The organism is Ureibacillus massiliensis 4400831 = CIP 108448 = CCUG 49529, from assembly GCF_000772965.1.
In the GTDB taxonomy this organism is placed as follows: domain Bacteria; phylum Bacillota; class Bacilli; order Bacillales_A; family Planococcaceae; genus Ureibacillus; species Ureibacillus massiliensis.
This window is the reverse complement of sequence record NZ_JPVQ01000009.1, coordinates 48,317-71,750: the sequence shown is the minus strand read 5'-3', so window position 1 is coordinate 71,750 and position 23,434 is coordinate 48,317. Positions and strand designations below refer to the sequence as shown.

Sequence of the window (23,434 nt, the reverse complement as noted above, 5' to 3'; positions counted from 1 at the left end):
TTAAATTATGTAATCCTGTCGATTTTTCATTATCATTACTTACTTCCTGAATCAAAATTCACCTTGCATTTTCCTACATTACTCGCTTAAACATTTTTTCGACTTCATATGAAGAAAAGTGAATCATCACTGGTCTACCATGTGGACATGTAAATGGATTTTCCGCCTTGCGTAAATCTGCTAATAGTGCATCCATTTGTTCCTTTGTTAAATAATAATTCGCTTTGATCGATTTTTTACAGCTCATCATAATAGCTGCATCTTCCCTAAGCTTTTTCACATCTGCTTTTTTATGTTGCAGTACTTGTTCAATGAGTTCTTCAATAATTTCCTGTTCAAATCCTTTTGGGAACCAAGTTGGATGTTCACGAACAACAAAGGAAGATTGTCCGAAATCCTCTAAAAATACCCCAACTTCTGTTAACACATGTAAGTTTTCTTTTAATAGTAAAGCTTCGTCGGCAGAATAATGGAAAGTAAGTGGTAATAACAAGGACTGTCTTTCATTTGGGTTCACTTCGCCTACTTTATCGCGAAAATATTCGTATTTAATCCGTTCTTGGGCTGCATGCTGGTCGATTAAATAAAAACCATCCTCCATTTGGGCTACTATATAAGTTCCATGAATTTGACCAACCACTTCTAATTCAGGAAATGGTTCTTTTATTGGCTGTGGTTCAATTTCTTCTAAAGTTCTTTCTTCATCGACTAAAATTGTTGATGCTAAATCAGATTGAGTCGTTACGGTCTCATGCCGTTCAGTTGCCCATTCATTGTAAATAGCATTATTTCCTGCCATAACATCCTCAGTAGATTCTCTTACGACAGATGTTTCTTCATTTAACTTTTGCACGATTTCATTTAGTTTCGGCTCATTAAAAGTTGAAGTTGTGGAGTTTTTCCACATATTCATTTGTTCACTAGGAACACGGACTGGCTTTTCCTTTTTCTCAGCAAGTGGAACATGAATCGTTTTTCGAATTGCTTCACGAATCGCCCCCTCGATTAAAGGCAATAGTTCCTGCTCCTTACTTAAACGAATTTGTTGCTTTGCAGGATGAACGTTCACATCTGTTAAATACGGGTCCCCCTCAATATACAAAACAACAATAGGGAAACGTTCTATTGGTAAGTAAGTATGATAGGCATCAATAATCGCTTTTTGGATTAAATAATGTTTTACCCAACGACCATTTACAAATAGTGAAATATAGTTTTTGGATGCTCTAGTTACTTCAGGCAATGTAGCATAACCATAAACTTTATAATCCTTGTTCTCAGTACTAAATGGAATCATCTTTTTCGCATTTGGTACACCATAAATGGATGCCAATACTTGTTGAATGTTGCCTCGTCCATTTGTTTGAAGAAGAACCCCACCATTATGTACAAGCTTAAAAGCAATATTAGGATAAGAAAGGGCAAGTCTGTTCATCAGATCGATGGAATGACCAAGCTCTGTTTGAATCGTTTTTAAATATTTTAGTCGAGCAGGTGTATTGAAAAATAGCTGGGATACTGTGATATCCGTCCCCTTACGAAAGGCTGTTGGTTTTTTTGAAACGATATGTCCACCTTCAAGATGTACCTCGATGCCGCTTGTTTCACCGTCTGATGTACGTAAAGTTACCTTGGAAACAGAAGCAATGGAAGCCAACGCCTCTCCGCGGAACCCAAGTGTTCGAATACGGAATAAATCCTGTTCTTTTGTAATTTTTGATGTTGCATGTCGTCCAAAGGATAGGAGGGCATCTTCTTCATCCATGCCACTCCCATTATCTGTTACTTGAATGGAGGTTAATCCTGCTTCTTCTAGGAAAACTTCAATTTGCGTACTTTTCGCATCAATGGCATTTTCAACAAGCTCTTTCACAACAGATGAAGGGCGTTCTACTACTTCACCTGCAGCAATTTTATTGGATAGCCATTCATCCATAATTTGAATTTTCCCCATTTGTATTCTCCTCCTTCGATTATTTATAGATCATTTAATATTAAAAATGCCGCTCTTTTATCTGTAGGGTTATTTAAGTTTTGCTCGGGAATTAAAACAATTTTACGATGAGTATTACGATTTAAACGCTTATTTTTTATTTAACAACATTTGTTGTAATTCATATAAAATGTTCATTGCTTGAATTGGACTTGTCCCCATAATATTTAATTTTTCAAGCTTCTCAATAACCAATTTTTCTTCATCCGTTGAAGCATCCGTCGTGACACTACTTGCAATTTCCTCAACAACAGTCGCTTCTTCAAATAAGGATAGCTGTGCTACTTCTTTCACACTTTCTTTTGGTTGGAACTGTACGTCCTTTGACTCAAACTGTTCAAGTAATATACGTGCCCTTTCAATAATGGCTTCTGGCATTTCTGCAAGCTGTGCTACATGGACTCCATAGCTCTTATCTGCTGCCCCTTTTTTCACCTTATGAAGAAATACTACTCTACCATCTTTTTCCGACGCACTTACATGTACATTTTGCAGACGAATCAAGTCCTCTTCTAGTGCTGTTAATTCATGATAATGGGTTGAAAACAGTGTATTTGCCCCAATTTTATCATGGATATATTCCATCATCGACTGTGCGAGGGCCATACCATCATATGTGGATGTACCACGGCCAATTTCATCAAATAATAGTAGACTTCGATCCGTTGCATTTGTAATGGCGTTTTGAGATTCGAGCATTTCTACCATAAAGGTTGACTGACCAGCAGCTAAATCATCCGCCGCACCAATACGTGTGAAAATTTGATCTGTAATGGGCAAATTAGCTTCATCTGCTGGCACATAACAACCCATTTGCGCAAGTACGACGATTAATGCCACTTGTCTCATATACGTACTTTTACCTGACATGTTTGGTCCAGTAATGAGCATCATATTTTTATCTTCAGTTAAAATACAATCATTCGGCACGTAGGACTGTTTATGTAGCATTTTTTCAACAACTGGGTGACGTCCATTTACAATTTTCATAGCTCGTCCATTATGGAAAGTTGGTTTTACAAATCGATATTTCTCTGCTACAACAGCAAAACCAATATAAACATCAAGCTCACTTATTTCAGAAGCAAGTGCTTGCAACCTTGGAATAAATGACTTAATTTCCTCCCGTAATGAAACAAATAAATCATACTCTAATGCTAAACTTTGTTCCTCTGCATTTAAAATAATTGCTTCTTTTTCTTTAAGTTCCTCAGTAATATAACGCTCTGCATTCGCTAATGTTTGCTTGCGATTATAACGAGATAAATCGACATTACCGATATTTGACTTCGTTACTTCAATGTAATAGCCAAAAATACGGTTATAACCAATTTTCAAATTCTTAATTCCAGTTAATTCACGTTCTTTTTGCTCTAAAGCAGCGATCCAATCCTTCCCGTTGCGAGATGCAAAACGCAATTCGTCCAGCTTTTCGTTATAACCTTCACGTATTACATCGCCTTCTTTAACAGCAATCGGTGGATGATCAGTAATGGCACGTGAAAGCAATTGCTCCACTTCAGCACATTCATCTAATTTTTGACCGAGCGCCATCAAAGTCGTTTTACCGCTTTGTAACAATTGTGATTTAATGGCAGGAACCTGACGTAAAGATTCACGAAGCTGCGCTAAATCACGCCCTCCCACATTTCCAAAAGCTATTCGTCCTGCTAGCCTTTCTAGGTCATATACGCTTTTTAGTAGTTCTCGAAGCTCATTACGTAAGAAAAATTCATCCAGTAAGTCTGTTACAATGGATAATCTATTTTCAATATCAGTCAAATTAGCAAGGGGTTGATGAAGCCATTGTTTTAATTTACGCCCCCCCATTGCAGTAACGGTTTCGTCAAGTAGCCAAAGTAGAGTTCCTTTTTGATCGCCACCTCGAATAGATTCCAACAGCTCTAAATTGCGTTTGGAATTTGTATCAATGCGTAAGTACTGCTTTGATTCCGTATATTTAAACGGCCTAATGTGTGATAATGATCGCATTTGCGTTCTTTCAATATATTGAAGTAATACTTTGGCAGCACCTTTTATCGCTTCTGGCAAATCAATTAAATAGTGCTCCACTTGTTGATTGTTCATCTCTCCCTGTTCAATAGATAGAACAATTCCTAACTGAATAGCCTGCTCTGCTAACATTAGATGCAATTGCTCAGTTACCACTAGCTCTTGGATATTGTAGGCTTGTAGCTGTTGAAGTAACGTTTTAGCACCACCTTCAATAATAGAACTGTTGGCCTCACCCGTTGAAATATCTAAATAAACAAAGGCAAAGGAATCCTCCGATAATTGTTCAGCACTTGCAATATAATGGTTTGACTTTCCATCTATTGTTTTTCCTTCTGTGATCGTACCCGGTGTAATAAGCTGAACTACTTCGCGTTTAACCACACCCTTTGCTTGCTTTGGATCTTCCGTTTGTTCGCAAATGGCTACCTTGTACCCTTTTGAAACAAGTGTTTCAATATACCCTTTTGCAGAATGATAAGGTACACCACACATTGGGATACGTTCTGGACTACCCGCATCACGGCTCGTTAATGTGATTTCTAATATTTGAGATGCCTTTTCTGCATCTTCAAAGAACATTTCGTAAAAATCACCTAAACGAAAAAATAAAAAAGCATCTTTATATTCAGATTTAATAGATAAATATTGTTGCATCATCGGTGTATATGTTGTCATATCCTTTAGTTACCTCTCTTGAAAATCAATATTCTATAATCCCACCTTAAACTTTAGTTATCAATAATTTTAAAAAGTTTTCAAGCTATGGGACTTCTCTTCGAATAAATTTTATAATTGTACTACTTTATTATAACAAAAGTAGGAAAAAGAGCGTCTAATATCTACTTATTTCGTAGAAAAGACGCTCTTTAAAAGTTATTTTCGAAATGAAGACGACTCTTGGCTGTATTCGCTGCTACTAGATGAGCTCGAAGATGATGAACTAGATGAGCTTGATGAGCTTGAGGATGATTCGTCTTCCTCTTCAAATTTCCACTCTTCTTCAAATTCTACTGGATGTACAGAAACAACAACTTTTGTTTCGCCAATTACTTCCACTAAGAATTCGCGTTCAATAACGATTTTGAAGCAATCGCCATTTTCTGTAATCACTGCTTCGATACAGTTAGGTTGTTGTAATACGCGTACTTTTACATCATCAGAATCGATAACATCTTCATCACGATAATGTAATTTAATGCGGTCTTTATAGTTAATTGTTTCACTATAAACTGCAGTTTTTGAATGATTATTGTACGCATACCATACGTTTACATCGAATTTCCCTGAAATTTCTACATATTTACCTTGCTTTTTTGCATGGTAATGATGGTTAATTACCCAGCATCCTAAAATACTTGTCGGTGTATTTGGTGGACGTAACACTTCACTCGCTACGATTCTCTTTTTACCTTTCGCAACAACCGCTTTTGTCACTATTTGACGCAAACGTTTCACAGTAATTTCCTCCTTTATTCTAGTCGACATATACTATGCGGCATGTGCCTAATTGGTGAAATGAACCAGCATTTTTAATCCCCTAATTGAAAGTAAGCTTACTATTCACCTTTAAATGAAATCCAAGCTTGTTGGGAATGGTAAGATATGGGCTATATTCACATGATGTATTGTATGCAGCATAGTAAAAATTGGTTTATAATTTATGAGGAAAAAATGAAAGTTAAAGAGTATTGTTCATTTTTTAAATGTTGGGAAATAAAAATCCCGGAAGATGAACAAGGTATTAAGCATGTCCATTTTCCGGGTGTAAGTCAATATTCATCTCTTTATTATAGTAGTTACTAATTCATTACTACTTAAGCGTAATGGTAAGTTCTCTTAGTTTCAAAGTCGTTTAGTAAATGATCTAACTCCTGACTACATTTCACAGTATCGGGGTGTGTTAAACCTTTTGATATTCCAATTTCGATCATACGTGCCTGTACACTATATATTTTCTTTTCCAATTCTTTAATGGATCTTTTATCATTTTTCATAATTACCCCTCCTTATATTGGATAGCTTATTCAAAATGCCATTATTACTTTATCAGACGATTAAATAAGATATGGGTTTTCTAAATTTGAATTCTATCTTCTTTTCTATTTCCTTCATTATCCTAAACTATCAAAAAAAATTATATCCCCTGCCATTCCTATTTTATTTCCTAAAAATAATAGGAGCATATTCTTATTGCATTAATAGATTTCATTTTTGATATGGCATAAGCCACGTTATGGAGAAAAATAAGGAGTATTGTAAGTAGAAAATTTAATTTTCACTAGGTCGAAATATCGGATACACAGACTAAAACTTTCTATAACTTTGTGAATAGTTTTTTTCGTTTAGTCGTATGTCAATGATAGATAGTAACTAAAATTAAAAGACCAGAACTTTTTTGTTCTGGTCGAAAGAAGGTATTGTCAAAACTGTAGCTTAACAACTAAAGAAATTTTAATAATTAGTAACCATAGTCAAAGTTATTGAAGAAAGCTGCTCCTACAATGATTAATAGGATGAATAAAACAACAAGCAATGCAAATCCACCGTTTTCTTTATGACCGTGCTCAAAGCCAGCTCCACCTACAAAGTTAGATGAACCCATTAATTCCACCTCCCTTTTATACATAATTAAGATATGGCAATTTTAAAAATGAATAGTGACAAAAGTGGAATTTTGGATAAAAATTTTTAGGTGGCTTCACCAATTGTTGAATTAGAAGAAATAGTGAATTTGCCATTCACATTTTATAATGTTTGGCTAAACGAGTGATTTCATATGTAAAAAGCAATCCTTAAGAGAACCAGACTCTTTTGGATTGCTTATTTATGCAGTATAGATTTAAAACTTGCGATCATTTAGTTAAAAACAAAATATCTCATTTGTTTATTAAACATTAGTAAAAATTATGAACAGCTTCCTGGTTGGCTATTTTGTACTTTTGAACCCGTTTCTCCCTTAAGTACGTCCCCACCAGTAGAAGTAATGATTTCATTTGTCACATTGTTTGCAATGGCATTAGACACTAATTGCAACAGATTATTTACTTCAAATTGTGACTGTTTAAATTCTTGAACAATTGGAAGTTCATCAATTTCTTGTTCAATTTTTTCGATTTTTTCTTCGATTAATTTTAACGCTCTTTCTTTTCCAAGATGTTGGAAGTTTACCGCTTGTTTTTGTAATGTTTTTAAGCTAGCAATTTTTTCACGAACGTATTGGTTTTCATTAATTTGTGCTTCCGCTTTTTTGAAAAATTCTACCTGCTCTGTATTGGCAATCATGTGTGCAATTTCTTTTGCTTTTTCAACGATCTCATCTTTTGTAAAAACTTTTGTTGTCATTATACTTCCACCTCTTGTCGATTTACTACTTCTACAAATTCCCCACGTAACGAATACGCTTTTGCATCAGTGATTTTTACTTTAACGATATGCCCAATTAATTCTTTTGGTCCAGCAAAGTTTACTAATTTATTGCGACGAGTATAGCCTGCTAATACATCATCACGTTTTTTACTGCTTCCTTCAACTAAAACTTCTACAACTTGGTCTTCATATTTTTTCAAAGCTGCAGCTGAAAACTCTTCCACTACTGCATTTAGACGTTGAAGACGTTCTTTTTTCACTTCTAGTGGAACATTGTCATTCATTTTAGCAGCTGGTGTTCCTTCACGTGGTGAGTAAATATAAGTGAATGCAGATTCGAAACCAACCTCACGATATAAATCAATTGTTTCTTGGAATTGCTCTTCCGTTTCGTTTGGATAACCTACGATAATATCCGTTGTCAGCGCAACATTCGGAATTGCTTCTTTAATTTTGCGAACTAAGTCTAAAAAATGCTCGCGTGTATATTTACGAGCCATAATTTTCAAAATGTCATTTGATCCAGATTGTACTGGTAAATGAATATGCTCAACTAGGTTACCGCCTTTTGCTAATACTTCGATTAAATGATCATCAAAGTCGCGGGGATGGCTTGTTGTGAAACGAATTCGTGGAATATCAATTTTTCGTAATTCGTCCATCAAATCGCCAAGTCGGTATTCCAAATCAGTAAAGTCTTTCCCGTAAGCATTTACATTTTGACCTAGCAACATAATTTCTTGATAGCCATGTGCTGCAAGCTCGCGGACTTCTTGAATAATTTCTTCAGGACGACGACTACGCTCTTTCCCACGAGTGTATGGAACGATACAGTATGTACAGAATTTGTCGCAACCGTACATGATGTTAACCCAAGCCTTAATCGCACCGTTTCGTTTTTTGGGAAGGTTCTCAAGTACATCCCCTTCTTTAGACCACACTTCTATTACCATTTCTTTCGACATATATGCCTCTTTTAGAATGTGTGGTAAACGGTGAATGTTGTGTGTACCAAATACCATGTCAACATGCTGGTAAGTTGTAAGGATTTTATTTACAACTGATTCTTCTTGTGACATACAGCCACACACACCGATTAACATTTCAGGATTTTCACGTTTATATTTAAGTAAGTAGCCAAGTTCACCAAACACTTTATTTTCAGCATTTTCACGGATGGCACAAGTATTTAGTAATACAGCATCAGCTTCTTCAATTTTATCAGTTGGTTCATAGCCTAATTCCATGAAAATACCAGCCATGACTTCTGAATCATGTTCGTTCATTTGACAACCGTAAGTACGAATGAAAAATTTGCGCCCCTCGCCCATGCCTTTAAATTCTTGGGGAATGGCAAAATCTTTATGATATTTCACTTCTTCTTTACCGCGTTTTTTTGCATCTTTTAAGGAAGGTGCTGTAATGACACGTTCGAAGTATTTACTATAATCTTTTTCAGTTTTTGTATTGATGGGTTTAGGTTGATTTACTTGCTGACTTGCAACTCGTTGTTCTTCATTCATCGAACTAAAGTACTCCTTTCAGGTTGGTTTCGTACATTCGAATCCCATTTTAATATTATAACGAAAAATAGGCTAAAAGAACAATATCATTGCTTGAAATGATACTGTTTTGACAAATTTAAAAGATGTATACAATGTAAAAAATCACCAACAAAAATTCGTAATTGTTATGTATTTTGTCATTTTATGATCTTAAAAAATGGCCATCATTTTATTGTCGTTTCTTCAGCTTTATGAACTTATCGTATTTATCAGGATCACTATCATTTAATATTTTCATGAAAATAAAACACATATGTGCAATTGACGACCATTTCAAATCATATTTCATCTTAAATTGATGTGTCGATAATTCTAGAACTGACAAGAATATACCCTCGGGATTTAATTTCTTTTCTTCTAAAAACGAAACAAAAGCAAGGAACTTATGATGATCTGTAACTGACAGAGTACTTTCTTTTACCAGTTTATCAATTCGTTCAGCTTCATCTAAAGAGTTGGATCTGCTGAATATTTTCAGTATTTCATCATTAATTTTTTTATTTTTAATGGAAATGAAATCAATGACGTTATCCATTTTAGCAACCTTCTTTTCAAATTTAATAACTGCTATTATACTTAGTGACCTCGACATATTTATATAAGATGAAACATACCTCTTAAACCTAATTTGTAAGCCATTTTCTACAGGAGATACTTTTTCTAATTCCTGCAAAGACAATTCCGTTTTTACTTTAACATAGAATGGTTAAATTCAAACAAAAAACCCTCTCCTATTTACCATTTTAATGAAAATTAGGAGAGGGTTTAAGCTAGAATTCAGTCATTAGTATCGTTAGTTTATTGTAAACCTTCTAATGGAATGAGTTAGAGACCGTATATTTTTAGTAATTTTTTGAATTTCACTATGCATTTCTCTTGTTGCGTTTAATTGCTCAACCGTTGATTTAGATACTTGTTTTATACTTTCATTATTATGGTCGAACAAATCGCTTAATTCTGTGGAGTGATCTGCTACTTCTTTTGTATTTTGTTTTATTTGATTTATAGTAGTTGATACTTCCTCAATATGTGGACTAATTTCATTTACACTAGAGGCAATATGTTCAAATTTTGAAGCACTTAGAACAGTTGTTTCGATACCTGTTTGAACGGATTCGATAGCGTTTTTCATATACTGAATCGACTCTTTTGAATCAATTTGAATTTGAGCCACAATTTCTTCAATAACCTTCGTTGATTTAACAGATTGATCTGCTAATTTACGTACCTCATCTGCAACTACGCTAAATCCTTTACCATACTCTCCTGCTCTTGCAGCTTCAATGGCAGCGTTTAATGCAAGTAAGCTCGTTTGTTCAGCAATGGAGTTAATTAATTGAATAACTTGTCCAATTTCCTTTGTGTGACCATTAAGTATTTGCATTTTTTCATTTGTTTGATTTACAGCGACTTCAATTTCTCTCATCTTTTCTTTATTGTCTGAAACAAATTGTACGCCTTCATTCGCTTCATCTTCAGTTCGCTTCATACTCGTTTCAATAAAATGAATTTTCTCAGCTATATATTCAATGCCAGTAAAGATTTCTTGAACTGCCGCTGTATTTAGCATTAACTGTTCTGCTGAACGCTCCGTCGATCTTGTTAAATCGCTGGCATCATTTGAAATGTGAATAGCAGCCTGTGTTGTTTTTTCAGAAGCATTTTGAAGACGTAAGTTTGATTCATCTACTGAAGTTGCACTTTTATGAACGATTTTAAGCAATTCTTTTACTTCTGATGCCATTTCATTATAGCTTCGCATTACTTCACCAAGTTCATCCTTTGAATCGTAGGTTGCATTTCTAGTGAAGTCACCTTGTCCTGCAAGTTTAAGTAATTTCTTTAATTCCTTTGTTGGTATGTTTACTGCTCTTGAGCCAACTACACTAAAGTAAATGACAAAGGCAATCATGATTAATGAAACCGATATTAACAACGAATAACCGAAGGAAATATCCTTTTTATACATTTGTATTTGATTTTCAGCTCGATCAATTATGTATAACTTTGTCTCTTCCGTAATCGCTAATATTTGATCTATATTTCGAGTCTCCAAACTCGTTTTTAGATCTTTTATATAATATTCCATTTTCGAATCAAATTGATAGGTTGAAAGAGATGCATGAATTTCACTTGCTTTATCAAAATCTTCTTGATCAATTGCTAGTTCAAATTCAGAGAATGCATTCATAGCTAGTAATCTTTGTTCGTACATCATTTCCGTATTGTTTTCCATCTTTCTTAAATAATCAATACTAAATACCGCCAGAATAACATTCGAAATAATACACACAATCATTAAGAGAATTAATCGATCTTTCACTTTTATGTATCGTGATATTTTCACTTTTAAAACGACCCCTTATACAATCTGATATGTTAAAGATAGCTTACAAATGTATAGGCGCTGTTTAAGTTTTATTAAGATAGTGTTAATTTCACATAAAATTAACTTAATTACCTACTTTTCCTATTTTGAAATCCTATGAGAATTTTTGTGTATAGCTGGTTTGTGAAGGTAAACCATATACAGTAAGGAAAGGCGGTGTGAATAATGACATTTGAAAACGTAGAATTAAAAATTGTAAATGGTGAATTAACGGTTGTTTTACATGTAGATGAAGTTAGAGGTGGAAATGATACTGAATTTGCAGAGGAATTTCTTATATCTACAAAGGATAAAGTTACGGATATTAAACAGTCAGCTATCAACTTTGTAAAAAAACATTATCCAAAACTAAAAATTGCTACGGTTGTAGTTGTTGCAGGGGCTGTTATTTTAACAAGTATTCCAATGAATACTGCAAAAGCCCATGATGTAGACTTTAATATGAGTTATTTATATTTTGGCAGTGCTCAAACAATGATTTCACAAGTCGATAAAGCTCAAGGAAATCTTAGTCTCGTCTCTCCTAGTTATTTTGATTTGAACTCTGACGGCTCTTTAAAAATAACAAATCTCTATGATGCAAATTTCGTAAAAGAAATGCATAACAGAGGAATAGACGTGGTCCCATTCTTGAGTAACCATTGGGATCGAACTGTGGGGCGCGCCGCCTTACAAAATAGAGAGCAGCTATCGACTCAAATTGCAAACTTTATCATTAAAAATAATTTAGATGGTGTCAATGTAGATATTGAAAATGTTACGGAAATTGATCGAGTAGCTTATACTGATCTCGTTCGTTTACTTCGTGAAAAGCTACCTAGTGATAAGGAAGTATCTGTTGCAGTTGCAGCTAATCCGAACAACTGGACGAAAGGTTGGCATGGTTCCTACGACTATAACGGTTTAGCAAAGTATGCGGATTACCTTATGATTATGGCATACGATGAGAGCTATGAAGGCGGTTCTGAGGGTCCAGTTGCAAGCTACAAGTGGGTGGAGCGTTCTGTTCAATATGCTTTAAATCAAGGTGTACCTGCTGAAAAAGTAGTCTTAGGTCTTCCATTCTACGGACGGATGTGGAAAGTTGGAGATCCAATATCTTCGTGGGGCACAGGTATTTCCAATGTAAAAGTAGATGAACTTTTAAATAAATATGGTGGCACTGTGACTTTTGATCAGGTATCTAAAACGCCTATGGCTACCATCACAATTAAACAAGGTGATCCCGCTAGTACCGTAGCAGGAAAAACATTAAGCCCGGGAACATATCACATTTATTATGAAAATAACGAATCCATTGCAGCAAAATTTGACTTAATTCACCAATACAACTTAAAGGGCGCTGGTAGCTGGAGTTTAGGACAGGAAAGTGCTTCAATGTGGCAATATTATAATTCTTGGACAACTCATACAAATGAAGATGATTTTCTACCACCGGGACAGTATGGAGAACTAGTAAACTCAACTGCATCCTATACTGTTAAATCTGGTGATTCTTTATGGCGAATTGCCACTTTATACAATATGTCAGTCGATCAATTAAAGGCGATGAATAATTTAACGAGTGATACGATAGTTGTTGGTCAAGTATTAAAGGTTTCAAATCCCGATGTTCCCTCTGAGATTGAAGCACCTGCTGCTAATACTCCTGGAGCAATTTCCGCCCCGAGTAATGAAAACAGTGTGTTAGGTCCTGGTTCCTCTGGTACGGCAGTGACTGAACTTCAAAACACATTAAAAAAATTAGGTTATTATGATGGGCCTATTAATGGTATCTATAATACAAGTACCAAATATGCAGTTGGTGATTTCCAGCGTGAATACAGTCTTAAAGCAGATGGTCTTGCTGGTCCTCAAACATTAACGAAATTGGCAGAAGTGACTAGCAATAAAGCAGCACCTACAGTACCGCAAACAGATGCTCCAAGTTCTATTTTAGGACCTGGTTCCAGTGGTGTTGCTGTTACATCTCTACAAACTACATTAAAAAACTTGGGCTTTTATGATGGACCTATTAATGGCATCTATAATACAAGTACGAAATACGCGGTTGGTGATTTCCAACGAGCATTAAATCTAACAGCCGATGGGTTAGCTGGCCCACAAACTTTATCTAAAATAAATGAGATAACATCTGCCATTAATCCCCCGTCAGCTCCGGCACAAGATCAAGTTGTGAGCTATCCTACATTAAAGACAGGATCTAGCGGGGCTAAAGTTACCGCTTTACAAAATACATTAAAAAGTTTGGGTTATTATAAAGGTCCTGTTAATGGGATTTATAATACGAGCACGAAATATGCAGTTGGTGATTTTCAACGAGCTTATGGATTTAAAGCAGATGGCATTGCTGGCCCTGTAACACTTGCGAAAATAGATGAAATTACAGCTAATAAAACGAGTGTTTCTTATTCTACACTTGGACCAGGTTCTAGTGGCGCTGCTGTAACGGAATTACAAAGAGCGCTGAGTAATTTAGGATTCTATAACGGCCCAATCAATGGAATTTATAATACGAGTACAAAATATGCGGTTGGCGATTTCCAACGAATATATGGGTTCAAAGCAGACGGTGTAGCGAGCCCACAAACTTTATCGAAGCTATACAGCTTAACTTCAAGTTGATTTGTCATTGTGCGTTTAGTTGTAAAGCACTTAGAATTCAAATTTGAAAGACAATTGGAATTTTTTATTTAAACTTAGGAGGAACTTATTTTTATGAAAAAATATATTATACCAGTTCTAGCTATATTCATCTTTTTCTTATCTGCACCAGCAAATATGTATGCTTCCGAAGATCGTGAACTGCAATTTTTCGGTGTAGGCGCTGATGTACAGGGAAATAACCTTGGTGAATATACGGTGAAAACGAAAGGTGAAAAAGCTGAGGAAGGGTTCGTCTTCACTCCTCAAAAGCCATTTACGAGTACTAATATTTTATTCTCCGTTGAACTTAAAGGAGAAGGATCAGTCATTTTAAAAATTTCAGAAACGAATGCTCAAGGGCAATTTATTAAAGAAGAAACAAAGCAAGTTCAATTGACTAGCGATTGGGCACAGCATGTACTGCCTTTTCAACTTGAAAGCACATCTTCTCAAGTGGATGTATTCGTCTTAACAGATAATCAAAAAGAGACTGAATTTTCGTTTAGAAATGTTCAGGTGAAGGAATCCAATTAGTGAATTGACGTTTTAAAAGACCGAATCGGATAAGGTTTGGTCTTTTTTATTTTGTACTGAAGAGTGAAAGGTGGAATAAACAACAATCCACTATAATCGATATTTTTTATTTTCTTCCTACTTCATTAATTATAAAATAGATATTGACGATTAATATACTTAACTAGGATGGTGATTAAGTTTGTATTTTAAAACTAGAACTGAATCTCCTGAATTACTAATTTATAAATCACTTAATAATCGTATGGTTCTATCGGAAAAGGAGAAACAGTATTTTTCAAATCTTCAAAAAGGATACGACGGTGAATTAATGTTTGATTCCTTCATTGAAAAGCTTCAAAGTAATCGTCTCGTCTTGAACGATCTGTTACTCAAATCAAACAATACAACATTTCAAATTGATACACTCCTTATAATGTCCGACACGGTTTATGTTATTGAAGTTAAAAATTATGAGGGCGATTTTTATTTTGAAAAGGACAAGTTATTTACAAGATCTAAAGTTGAAATTGTAAGCCCTCTTATACAATTAAGTAGAACAGAATCCTTATTACGCCAATTATTAAACAATCTGGGCTTTACAATTCCTATTCAATCTTTTGTAGTATTTGTTAACCCAGAATTCACTTTATATCAGGCTCCTATGGAAAGTGCTTTCATTTTACCAACACAAATCCTTCGCTTTATTAAACAGCTCAATGCGAAATATTCAAAGATAACAGAAAAACACAAGTTAATTGCTGAAAAACTATTATCTTTACATTTGACTGAGTCTCCATTTAATAAATTGCCGGCATTTGAGTATGATCAGCTGAAGAAGGGAATCACATGTGCAAGTTGTGATTCTTTTTCGCTGAAGGTTGAAGGTAGAAAAATAAAATGCACTAACTGCGAACATGTTGAAACAATTACTTCCTCAGTAATTCGAAGTGTAAAGGAACTGAGGTTGTTGTTTCCTGAAAATAAAGTTACTACAAGTATCGTTCAAGATTGGTGCAAAATTGTGGATTCAAAGAAAGTGATTCGTAAAATTCTGGTTGATCATTTTGAAAAAAACGGTAAATTTCGTAGGACATATTACGAGTAAAAGTTTTACTGTAGGGAATCTCTGGATTTAAATAATGTTTATATTTTAATTAGGCTGCTAGTTTTTAAGATATATTTGGGGTACATCTACTATTCTATGTTCCCTTTTGTCTTTTATCCCATTCCACTTGGGCACATTGATCGGTTTTATGTTACCTTTTACCTTTGATTTCATTGTGTTCGGGAACATTGGCGGCCCCTATGTTCTCTTTCTTCTTTTATTCCATTCCGTTTGGGCACATTGGGCAGTTTTATGTTACCTTTTACCTTTGATTTCATTGTGTTCGGGCATATTGGCGGCCCCTATATTCCCTTTTGTCTTTTATTCCATTCCGTTTGGACACATTGGGCGGTTTTATGTTACCTTTTACCTTTGATTTCATTCTGTTCGGGAACATTGGCGGCCTCTATGTTTCCTTTTGTCTTTTATCCCATTCCACTTGGGCACATTGGGCGGTTTTATGTTACCTTTCACCTTTGATTTAATCGTGTTCGAGAACATTGGCGGCCCCTATGTTCCTTTTCGTCTTTTATTCCATTCCACTTGGGCACATTGGGCGGTTTTATGTTACTTTTTACCTTTGATTTCATTCTGTTCGGGAACATTGGCGGCCCCTATGTTCCCTTTCTTCTTTTATTCCATTCCGTTTGGGCACATTGGGCAGTTTTATGTTACCTTTTACCTTTGATTTCATTGTGTTCGGGCATATTGGCGGCCCCTATATTCCCTTTTGTCTTTTATTCCATTCCGTTTGGGCACATTGGGCGGTTTTATGTTACCTTTCACCTTTGATTTCATCGTGTTCGGGAACATTGGCGGCCCCTATATTCCCTTTCTTCTTTTATTCCATTCCATTTGGGCACATTGGGCGGTTTTATGTTACCTTTTACCTTTGATTTCATTGTGTTCGGGCATATTGGCGGCGCTCTGTATCCCTTACACTTGTTCTATTTCAACAAACTCAAGCACTATCCCATTTACGACAGCATACTCAACTACAAACAAATGAAAAAAGCGTCTTCCAATGAAGACGCTCATTTGAATTCCTTATTAAATTACATAAACTCTTTCACTAAATCATTAAAATCAGTTTCACTTAATGTCATATCAACTGTAGTTAATGGTTCCTCAGCGTAACCGGAAAGTTTTTCTTGATAAGAAGTTGTCTCTGTATCTTGATAAATGATTCCTGTAACTAAGCCTTCTTTTTCCATTACTGTGCGCATTGCTAATTCACGATTAGAAGAGTCATAGTCTTCGATATCACTTAATTTTGTTAAATGCTCTTTAAACCATTCATACGTATTTACTTTGTTGTAAGTTACACATGGGCTGAATACGTTAATGAATGAAAAACCTTTGTGTTGAATTCCAGCCTCGATTAAAGCCGTTAATTCTTTGATATCTGTAGAGAAACCTTGTGCTACAAATGTTGCTCCAGAAGATAATGCTACTTCTAAAGGTTTTAATGATGGTTCAATTGCTCCACCTGGTGTTGATTTTGTGATGAAACCTTGTGCTGAACGTGGTGAAGTTTGACCTTTTGTTAAACCGTAAATTTGGTTATCCATTACAACATATGTAATGTCAAGGTTACGGCGGATTGCGTGAACTGTATGACCCATACCGATTGCAAATCCATCGCCGTCACCACCTGAAGCGATAACATGAAGATCGCGATTAGCCATTTTTAATCCTTGTGCAATTGGTAATGCGCGGCCGTGAATTCCATGGAATCCGTATGAATTAATGTACCCAGCGATACGACCTGAACATCCAATCCCAGCAACAACCGCTAATTCATTAGGCTCAATACCAACATTAGCTGCAGCGCGTTGAATCGCTGCTTGTACTGAGAAGTCGCCACAGCCAGGACACCAGTTAGGTTTCACTGAGTTACGAAAATCTTTAAATGTAGCCATTAGTCAAGCAGCTCCTTTACTTTATTTTCAAGCTCACGTGGTAGGAATGGTGTACCATCATACTTCGTGATGCTTGCAATTTTATCGTGACCGCCAATGTTCATTTTCATTATATTTGCTAATTGTGATGTTTTATTATTTTCCACTACGATTACTTTTTTCGCATTCGCAACGAGTGGTGCCATTTCTGCTGATGGGAACGGGAATAGTAAACGAATATGTGCATGATTTACTTTTAACCCTTCATCATTTAATCTTTCTTGTACTTCCTCTAATGCACCACGAGTTGAGTTAAACCCAACTAGTAATACGTCTGCTTCTTCATGCGGTGCATTGACATATACAGGTGTATCAAATTTTAAATATTCCAATTTACGGAAACGCTTGTCCATTTGAATTTGACGATTCCCTGGCGCTTCATTTGGTTTTCCTGTTTCATCATGTTCAACACCTGTAACATGGTGAATACCGTTTGCCGTACCTGGTAAAACACGCGGCGAAATACCGTCATCTGTATTTTCATAGCGTTTGAAATAATCTTTGTTTTCAGGTTCAGGAATTTCACTATCGACAATTTTACCGCGGCGAATTTCAATTTTTGAATAATCAAATGGTTCAACAGTTTGTTTACCAAGAGATAATTGTAAATCCGTCATTAAGATAACTGGAAGCTGTAATTCTTCTGCAATGTTAAATGCTTGAATTGTATCAAAGAAAGCTTCTTCTAACGTTGATGGTGCAATAACCACTTTCGGAATTTCACCATGAGTTCCATAGAACATCGCCATTAAGTCAGATTGTTCTTGTTTTGTCGGTAAGCCAGTTGAAGGGCCTCCACGTTGTGTATCAACAATAACTAAAGGCTGTTCAGTCATACCTGATAGGCCAATAGCTTCCATCATTAATGATAAACCTGGTCCAGCAGATGCAGTGAATGCACGGACACCACCGAAGTTCGCTCCAATTGCCATTGTTGCTGCCGCGATTTCATCTTCAGTTTGGATGACAGCGCCTCCAAATTTAGGCAATTTTTTAATTAAGTACTCCATAATTTCTGAAGCTGGTGTGATTGGATATGCAGACATAAAACGAGCTCCTGCTGCTATCGTTCCAAGTGCAATTGCATCGTTACCAATCATAAACATGCGGCGTTTTCCATCAGCTGGCTCTAATTCCCACTCACCTACACGTTCACCAAGAAGCTCACTCATTGCATCAAATCCGCGACCAATGGCTTCCATGTTTTTTTTCACAACTTCTTCGCCTTTGCGACCGAATATTTCATCAACTACGCCTTGGAAAACTTTATGCTCTAAATTTAATAAAGCACTTGTTGCACCAATTGCCACCATGTTTTTCATCAGTGATGTGCCTAGCTCTGTAGCTATTTCAGTAAATGGTACAGAGAATAATGGTGCTTTTGAATCCTCTGGTTTGACAGGATCGAACTTGCTATCCGCTAAAATAATACTGCGCTCTGTTAATTCTTTATAGTTAACGTCAATTGTTTCTTGATCGAATGCAACTAAAATATCTAAATCATCCGCAATTGAACGAACTTCTGTTGGACGTACTGTAATTTTATTGTTCGTGTGGCCACCTTTTATTCGAGAAGAGAAATGACGGTATCCGTATAAGTGGTAACCTAAACGGTTCATTGCCATTGAGAAGATTTCACCAGTACTCTCAATACCTTCTCCTTGTTGCCCACCGACTTTCCATGAAAGCTGATGTAACATGATAACATCTCCTTAAAAACTTCTTTATATTTCCTTCATTAATATAACATGTTGATGTATGTTAAGTAATCGAAAATCTACCATTATAGACAAAATCAGACCTTTGACTGAAAATGGAGTTCACTAAATTGTAAATAGTATGAGCAATTTTTTCTTACAAATCAAATTCCAATAAACCCCAATTCACACAACTTAAATATTAATTTAAACAAAAAATATTGAAAAATGGATTGTTTGTGATGGTTTTGCAATATATGATATACACATGAGATGTTTTTCAGTTCTAGGAAAATGGTGCATTGAACTCATCATAAACGTCTCAGACTTTAGATTCATCTAAAAAATATATGAAAGTGGGAGAAGAATCTTATGAAGAAATGTTTAGCATGCGGAAATCTGCAGGAAGCGGGCAATTTCTGTGGATCATGCGGCAGTAGTCTGGTGGACGTAGAAAATACACCAACTACATCAGATCAAAATCCTTCTGCTGGAACTCCAGTTCAACCTAATGAACAGGTTCAACCTAACCAACCTTATCAACAAGTTCCACCGGTTCAAGCTGATCAGCAAAATCAATGGTCCCAACCAAATCAACAGTTCCAGCAAGGTCAATCTAATCAGCAATTCCAACAATTCGGGCAAGGTCAAGGGCAGCCTAACCAACAATACCAACAATACCAGCAAGCTCCTCCTCAACCAAACGTACATGTGGAGAGAATGAAAGAACAATCAACAATGTTCTTTAATTCATTTGTGGAATATTTGAAGAAACCATCATCTATTTTCAATAATGGTGAACGTGAATTTATTAATGGTATCATTTCTTTATCTATATTTGTATTTATTATCAGTTTAGCATTATTTGGAGCTGTTAATTCTACTTTTGGTTTCTTCGGAAATTCATTTATAATTTTCTTAAGAGTATTTTTCCCAGCATTAATTATCATTGCATTAATTGTAGGAGTTGTTTTATTTGGCATATTCCTAATATCCATGTGGTTCGGACCAAATAATTCATTAAAAGAAGTAATTGGGTTCTTAGGTGCTTTAACAAACCCAGTTTCAATGCTTGCTGTTCTTGCTTTACTTTTCTCTTTTATCGCTCCAGCTTTAGGTGGCAATTTAATAACACTTTCATTAGTCTTAGCGATTTTTATTGTTCCCCTGTATATTATCGGACATTTACTAAGTGTAAAGTCCAAGGCAGTTGACTCATTCTATGCATATTTAATTTATGTTGCAGGAACTTCAGTTGCATTCTTTATTCTTATGACAATCTTTACAATGATTTCAATCAATAGCTTAATGGGCGGATTTGGCTTATTCGGCGGTTTCGGATTTTAATTTTTAGGCTCTGTTAAACTTATTATTGATAAGTATATTTTGCGAAAATGACTACATTTCGAGGGAATACTCCTTTTCCAAAATACAGTTATTTTCGCAATCTATCTTTACAATTTTAAGATCTAGCAGAGCCACTTTACTATAATGATAAGATATGCGTTCGATTACACCTGTTAAAAATTATATGACAACAGATGGACTTCGCCATCAGGAAGCAAAGGACTATATTGCTTATTTAGAAAATAGCGGAATAACCGAAGAATATATTTCTACAAAAAGTAACGGATGTCGTTGATCTTGGGAACGGTTCTTTTGAGGTAACTACCGTTGAAGAATTCATCATCTATTATCCCGATAATGAGCAATATAAAACATTTTCAACAGTTTGCGAAGTTCAAAACAGTAATGGCAGATTCAAAGTCGACAAACTAATTTCAACTACGGAGATATAATCACCAGAGGATTAATATTTTATTTGAAAAGGTGAGAAGGTAATGGAGAGCATTGTTTTATTCGATGGCGAATGTAATTTTTGTGATAAAAGTGTTCAGTTTATAATAAAACATGATCCTGAAGGGAAATTTAAATTTGCGTCATTACAAAGTGCTATAGGCCAAGATATTTTAAACAAATTCGGATTTCAAAATACAATTATTAATAGCCTAGTGCTCATTGAAAAAGAGCAATATTACATTAAATCAACTGCCGCTCTCCGTATTTGTAAATCATTAAAAGGACCATGGAACTTAGCAACTGTACTACTTGTAGTTCCAAGACCAATAAGAGATTACTTCTACAGCATTATTGCAAAAAATCGATACAAATGGTTTGGTAAAAGAGAGCTTTGCATATTGCCATCAAAAGAAATTCGAGATAGATTTTTATAAAAATCTCTCATTTTACTTGTAATTTTTATTTTTTTGATTGAAAAAAGCCCGACGCTCAAAAAGAGGGTCGGGCTTTTTCATGTCACTTTGAACGATTTATCTTGTACGTTTTTCAACAACAAGTTTCAATGCTGTTCGATCTTCACCAGCAATCGTAATATCAGCAAATGCTGGAGCGCAAATTAAGTCTGTTCCACTTGGCGCAACAAAGCCACGAGCAATTGCTACTGCCTTTACTGCTTGGTTTAATGCACCTGCACCGACCGCCTGCATTTCTGCATAGCCTTGCTCACGAATAACGGCTACTAGCGCACCTGCAACAGAATTTGGATTTGAGCGAGATGATACTTTTAATGAATCCACAACTATTCCTCCCCATAGAGCTTGATAATGTGTTTGTTGAATGAAACGTTGTCTTTTTGGTTTCGTTCATTCAAAGGACTTGTAGTTTTATGTCCGTAGCACATTTTATGCTGTAAAAAAGGAGTTTAGAATCAGTTTTGGATAAATCCACTATAAAAAAGAAGAAATTATTTACTGCCTAATGAATAATCTTTCAAACTAATGTATTGTTTCTTAATCAAGGTTAATTCTTAATTTTCATTCATATTTTCTAAAAAATGTTTTTAGTCTAGGAATCCTTGCCCTACTAATTAACTTATAAAACAAGAATTCTAGTATAAAGTGAATCATACCGAATTTCAAAGCTAACCCTTTTTTCACCTATCCGTTATCAGCTATCACTTCCTACCCTTTATATGCATTTTCAAGTATATTCATGTAGTCTGATTCTGTAACAGTTCGAACATTGCTTGGAGTGGAACCATTTTGAACAGCTAATTCAACAATTCTAGGGAAATCCGTTTCATTGACATATCCCAAATCTTTTAATTTCGGAATATTTAATGCAGCTGTAAATGTTTCAATTCCGGAAATCAGCTTTTCTACTGCTAATTGATCTGAATCTGAATCCTTTGCAAATCCCATATAACGAGATAAATCAGCATGCATTTTCGTATTTTCTTCCGCATTAAATTTTAACACATAAGGTAAAAATACTGAGTTTGCAATACCGTGTGGAGTGTCATAAAGACCCCCAAGTGCTTCTGCTAAGCAATGCACTGCTGCAACGTCCGCCGATCCGAAACAAAGTCCAGCAAGCAAGCTTCCTTTTAACATATTAAAACGAGCTTTCTCATCACTTCCATTTTCAAATGCAGTCTGTAACGATGCAACAATCGTTTCCATCGCTTTAGCACCAAGAGCTTGTGAAATAGGGTTTGATACTTTACATGTATACCCTTCAATTGCATGAACTAATGCATCTACACCCGTTGCAGCAGTAACAGATGGTGGGACGCTAAAAGTAAGCTCCGGATCTAAAATTGCCATCATCGGACGAAGTGAAGCATGCTTAAGCGTCATTTTTCTATGAGTTTCTGCCTCTGTTATTACGGATGAACGTGTCACTTCAGAACCAGTACCAGCTGTAGTTGGCACACAAATAATCGGTGCAATGTTTTCATATTGTCTTTTTCCATCTGCATAATCTGTTGGTGTTCCACCATTTGGACCTAGGAGAGCAATTGCTTTTCCTGTATCCATTGCACTACCGCCGCCTATTGCAACAACTGCCTGTATGTTCTCTTCTTTAAATATCTTAGCACCAGCAATGCACTCTGTATCTCGAGGGTTTTGTGAGATTGAATCATATAACGAAACATTAAAGCCCTGAGATTGAAGATTCTCTTTGATTGGTTCTACTAAACCTGCTTTTACAACCCCTGGATCACTAACAAGTAAAATAGCATTTCCCACCTCAAGAGATTTTAAAATTTCTGGTATTTGTTTTGATATCCCCATCCCCATTTCAATTTTTGTACTGCAAAAATAACTAAATGAATTCATGTTATTTACCTCCTGCTTTTCTAATAGAATTGATTCAA

General features: G+C 35.5%; 20 protein-coding genes. 7 read left to right on the top strand and 13 right to left on the bottom strand.

Annotated elements, in window-relative coordinates:
* Positions 1-73: 73 nt before the first annotated feature.
* The 9 genes from mutL to CD30_RS07000 all read right to left on the bottom strand — a co-directional run bounded on the left by mutL (position 74) and on the right by CD30_RS07000 (position 11,287).
* Positions 74-1,954 carry a DNA mismatch repair endonuclease MutL gene (gene mutL / locus CD30_RS07040; RefSeq protein WP_036174486.1) on the bottom strand — a complete coding sequence of 627 codons (1,881 nt, stop codon included), beginning with the start codon at positions 1,952-1,954 and terminating at the stop codon, positions 74-76.
* Positions 1,955-2,083: 129 nt separating this feature from the next.
* Positions 2,084-4,684 carry a DNA mismatch repair protein MutS gene (gene mutS / locus CD30_RS07035; RefSeq protein WP_036174484.1) on the bottom strand — a complete coding sequence of 867 codons (2,601 nt, stop codon included), beginning with the start codon at positions 4,682-4,684 and terminating at the stop codon, positions 2,084-2,086.
* A gap of 198 nt (positions 4,685-4,882) precedes the next feature.
* Positions 4,883-5,464: an outer spore coat protein CotE gene (gene cotE, locus CD30_RS07030; protein WP_036174483.1), complete on the bottom strand. Its 582-nt coding sequence runs from the start codon at positions 5,462-5,464 to the stop codon at positions 4,883-4,885.
* Between the two features lie 359 nt (positions 5,465-5,823).
* Positions 5,824-6,003, bottom strand: coding sequence for an aspartyl-phosphate phosphatase Spo0E family protein (locus CD30_RS07020; protein ID WP_036174477.1), 180 nt, complete (start codon positions 6,001-6,003; stop codon positions 5,824-5,826).
* Positions 6,004-6,467: 464 nt separating this feature from the next.
* Positions 6,468-6,611 carry a YjcZ family sporulation protein gene (locus tag CD30_RS19725; RefSeq protein ID WP_116525411.1) on the bottom strand — a complete coding sequence of 48 codons (144 nt, stop codon included), beginning with the start codon at positions 6,609-6,611 and terminating at the stop codon, positions 6,468-6,470.
* A 302-nt stretch (positions 6,612-6,913) separates the two neighbouring features.
* Positions 6,914-7,351: a YlbF/YmcA family competence regulator gene (locus CD30_RS07015; RefSeq protein WP_036174474.1), complete on the bottom strand. Its 438-nt coding sequence runs from the start codon at positions 7,349-7,351 to the stop codon at positions 6,914-6,916.
* A complete protein-coding gene (gene miaB, locus CD30_RS07010; RefSeq protein ID WP_036174471.1) occupies positions 7,351-8,898 on the bottom strand; it encodes a tRNA (N6-isopentenyl adenosine(37)-C2)-methylthiotransferase MiaB in 1,548 nt (515 codons plus the stop codon). The genes CD30_RS07015 and miaB overlap by 1 nt, the downstream gene beginning before the upstream one ends.
* A gap of 211 nt (positions 8,899-9,109) precedes the next feature.
* The gene (locus CD30_RS07005; RefSeq protein ID WP_141096039.1) at positions 9,110-9,475 is read right to left on the bottom strand and encodes a hypothetical protein; all 366 of its coding nucleotides are present in this window, start codon (positions 9,473-9,475) and stop codon (positions 9,110-9,112) included.
* 258 nt (positions 9,476-9,733) lie between these two features.
* Positions 9,734-11,287, bottom strand: a complete 1,554-nt coding sequence (locus tag CD30_RS07000) for a methyl-accepting chemotaxis protein (RefSeq protein ID WP_036174466.1) — start codon at positions 11,285-11,287, stop codon at positions 9,734-9,736.
* Positions 11,288-11,494: 207 nt separating this feature from the next.
* Between CD30_RS07000 and CD30_RS20700 the strand changes: the two genes are divergently transcribed.
* The 3 genes from CD30_RS20700 to CD30_RS06985 all read left to right on the top strand — a co-directional run bounded on the left by CD30_RS20700 (position 11,495) and on the right by CD30_RS06985 (position 15,596).
* Positions 11,495-13,954: a peptidoglycan-binding protein gene (locus CD30_RS20700; protein WP_084077693.1), complete on the top strand. Its 2,460-nt coding sequence runs from the start codon at positions 11,495-11,497 to the stop codon at positions 13,952-13,954.
* A 93-nt stretch (positions 13,955-14,047) separates the two neighbouring features.
* Positions 14,048-14,509, top strand: coding sequence for a hypothetical protein (locus tag CD30_RS06990; RefSeq protein WP_036174463.1), 462 nt, complete (start codon positions 14,048-14,050; stop codon positions 14,507-14,509).
* A gap of 181 nt (positions 14,510-14,690) precedes the next feature.
* A complete protein-coding gene (locus CD30_RS06985) occupies positions 14,691-15,596 on the top strand; it encodes a nuclease-related domain-containing protein (RefSeq protein ID WP_036174460.1) in 906 nt (301 codons plus the stop codon).
* 1,055 nt (positions 15,597-16,651) lie between these two features.
* Here CD30_RS06985 and CD30_RS06980 read toward each other — a convergent pair.
* Together CD30_RS06980 and CD30_RS06975 are read right to left on the bottom strand one after the other, a co-directional pair.
* A complete protein-coding gene (locus tag CD30_RS06980; RefSeq protein ID WP_036174457.1) occupies positions 16,652-17,518 on the bottom strand; it encodes a 2-oxoacid:ferredoxin oxidoreductase subunit beta in 867 nt (288 codons plus the stop codon).
* Positions 17,518-19,257, bottom strand: coding sequence for a 2-oxoacid:acceptor oxidoreductase subunit alpha (locus tag CD30_RS06975; protein ID WP_036174454.1), 1,740 nt, complete (start codon positions 19,255-19,257; stop codon positions 17,518-17,520). Before CD30_RS06975 ends, CD30_RS06980 begins: the two co-directional genes overlap by 1 nt.
* A 369-nt stretch (positions 19,258-19,626) precedes the next feature.
* Between CD30_RS06975 and CD30_RS20390 the strand changes: the two genes are divergently transcribed.
* The 4 genes from CD30_RS20390 (at position 19,627) to CD30_RS06965 (ending at position 21,488) form a co-directional block, all read left to right on the top strand.
* Positions 19,627-20,601 carry a hypothetical protein gene (locus CD30_RS20390; RefSeq protein WP_036174451.1) on the top strand — a complete coding sequence of 325 codons (975 nt, stop codon included), beginning with the start codon at positions 19,627-19,629 and terminating at the stop codon, positions 20,599-20,601.
* 154 nt (positions 20,602-20,755) lie between these two features.
* A complete protein-coding gene (locus tag CD30_RS20055) occupies positions 20,756-20,896 on the top strand; it encodes a TcaA NTF2-like domain-containing protein (RefSeq protein WP_156962301.1) in 141 nt (46 codons plus the stop codon).
* Positions 20,865-21,053, top strand: a complete 189-nt coding sequence (locus CD30_RS20720) for a TcaA NTF2-like domain-containing protein (RefSeq protein WP_408056744.1) — start codon at positions 20,865-20,867, stop codon at positions 21,051-21,053. The genes CD30_RS20055 and CD30_RS20720 overlap by 32 nt, the downstream gene beginning before the upstream one ends.
* 42 nt (positions 21,054-21,095) lie before the next feature.
* Positions 21,096-21,488 (top strand): thiol-disulfide oxidoreductase DCC family protein, encoded by a 393-nt coding sequence (locus tag CD30_RS06965; protein WP_036174448.1) that lies wholly within the window; start codon positions 21,096-21,098, stop codon positions 21,486-21,488.
* Positions 21,489-21,584: 96 nt separating this feature from the next.
* Here the strand turns inward: CD30_RS06965 and CD30_RS06960 are convergent, their stop codons facing one another.
* Together CD30_RS06960 and CD30_RS06955 are read right to left on the bottom strand one after the other, a co-directional pair.
* Positions 21,585-21,851: a stage V sporulation protein S gene (locus CD30_RS06960; protein ID WP_036174445.1), complete on the bottom strand. Its 267-nt coding sequence runs from the start codon at positions 21,849-21,851 to the stop codon at positions 21,585-21,587.
* 384 nt (positions 21,852-22,235) lie between these two features.
* On the bottom strand, positions 22,236-23,396 hold the full coding sequence (locus CD30_RS06955) for an iron-containing alcohol dehydrogenase (RefSeq protein ID WP_036174438.1): 1,161 nt from the start codon (positions 23,394-23,396) through the stop codon (positions 22,236-22,238).
* Positions 23,397-23,434 lie beyond the last annotated feature (38 nt).

What these genes read in the sequence shown, in the direction of transcription:
- mutL (WP_036174486.1), bottom strand. Translation starts at nt 1,954, where the DNA reads ATGGGGAAAATTCAAATTATGGATGAATGGCTATCCAATAAAATTGCT.
- mutS (WP_036174484.1), bottom strand. Translation starts at nt 4,684, where the DNA reads ATGACAACATATACACCGATGATGCAACAATATTTATCTATTAAATCT.
- CD30_RS07020 (WP_036174477.1), bottom strand. Translation starts at nt 6,003, where the DNA reads ATGAAAAATGATAAAAGATCCATTAAAGAATTGGAAAAGAAAATATAT.
- CD30_RS19725 (WP_116525411.1), bottom strand. Translation starts at nt 6,611, where the DNA reads ATGGGTTCATCTAACTTTGTAGGTGGAGCTGGCTTTGAGCACGGTCAT.
- CD30_RS07015 (WP_036174474.1), bottom strand. Translation starts at nt 7,351, where the DNA reads ATGACAACAAAAGTTTTTACAAAAGATGAGATCGTTGAAAAAGCAAAA.
- miaB (WP_036174471.1), bottom strand. Translation starts at nt 8,898, where the DNA reads ATGAATGAAGAACAACGAGTTGCAAGTCAGCAAGTAAATCAACCTAAA.
- CD30_RS07005 (WP_141096039.1), bottom strand. Translation starts at nt 9,475, where the DNA reads ATGGATAACGTCATTGATTTCATTTCCATTAAAAATAAAAAAATTAAT.
- CD30_RS20700 (WP_084077693.1), top strand. Translation starts at nt 11,495, where the DNA reads ATGACATTTGAAAACGTAGAATTAAAAATTGTAAATGGTGAATTAACG.
- CD30_RS06990 (WP_036174463.1), top strand. Translation starts at nt 14,048, where the DNA reads ATGAAAAAATATATTATACCAGTTCTAGCTATATTCATCTTTTTCTTA.
- CD30_RS06980 (WP_036174457.1), bottom strand. Translation starts at nt 17,518, where the DNA reads ATGGCTACATTTAAAGATTTTCGTAACTCAGTGAAACCTAACTGGTGT.
- CD30_RS06975 (WP_036174454.1), bottom strand. Translation starts at nt 19,257, where the DNA reads ATGTTACATCAGCTTTCATGGAAAGTCGGTGGGCAACAAGGAGAAGGT.
- CD30_RS20390 (WP_036174451.1), top strand. Translation starts at nt 19,627, where the DNA reads ATGAAGAAATGTTTAGCATGCGGAAATCTGCAGGAAGCGGGCAATTTC.
- CD30_RS20055 (WP_156962301.1), top strand. Translation starts at nt 20,756, where the DNA reads ATGCGTTCGATTACACCTGTTAAAAATTATATGACAACAGATGGACTT.
- CD30_RS06965 (WP_036174448.1), top strand. Translation starts at nt 21,096, where the DNA reads ATGGAGAGCATTGTTTTATTCGATGGCGAATGTAATTTTTGTGATAAA.
- CD30_RS06955 (WP_036174438.1), bottom strand. Translation starts at nt 23,396, where the DNA reads ATGAATTCATTTAGTTATTTTTGCAGTACAAAAATTGAAATGGGGATG.